We start from the raw sequence: 239 nt of genomic DNA on the forward strand, positions 1-239 counted from the left end.
GAACTCTTAATTCCTTACGGTGATGAGAAAGATCGGGATGTCACTATCAAATACTTCAACGACTTCGTTCAGCCTGATTATGTGGTGCGTTCGTTTACTGAAAGCCTTGGAATCGATACGCTTGGGTTTACCGTGCTTTCAGGGGCAGAATGGCCCAAATTAAACGATGAATTTGGAGCAGATACAGTTCGTTACTATTTTGAACCTATCAATCTTGATAGTAACATATTTAATCTTGA

At 39.7% G+C, this 239-nt stretch carries 1 pseudogene; it reads left to right on the top strand.

Features of this window, described 5'->3' with window-relative positions:
- Positions 1–239 (top strand): annotated as a pseudogene (locus tag ACSV5T_RS10330) (hypothetical protein); the annotation flags it as partial.

This window comes from Veillonella sp. ZSJB6, from assembly GCF_051549505.1.
Lineage (GTDB): Bacteria > Bacillota > Negativicutes > Veillonellales > Veillonellaceae > Veillonella.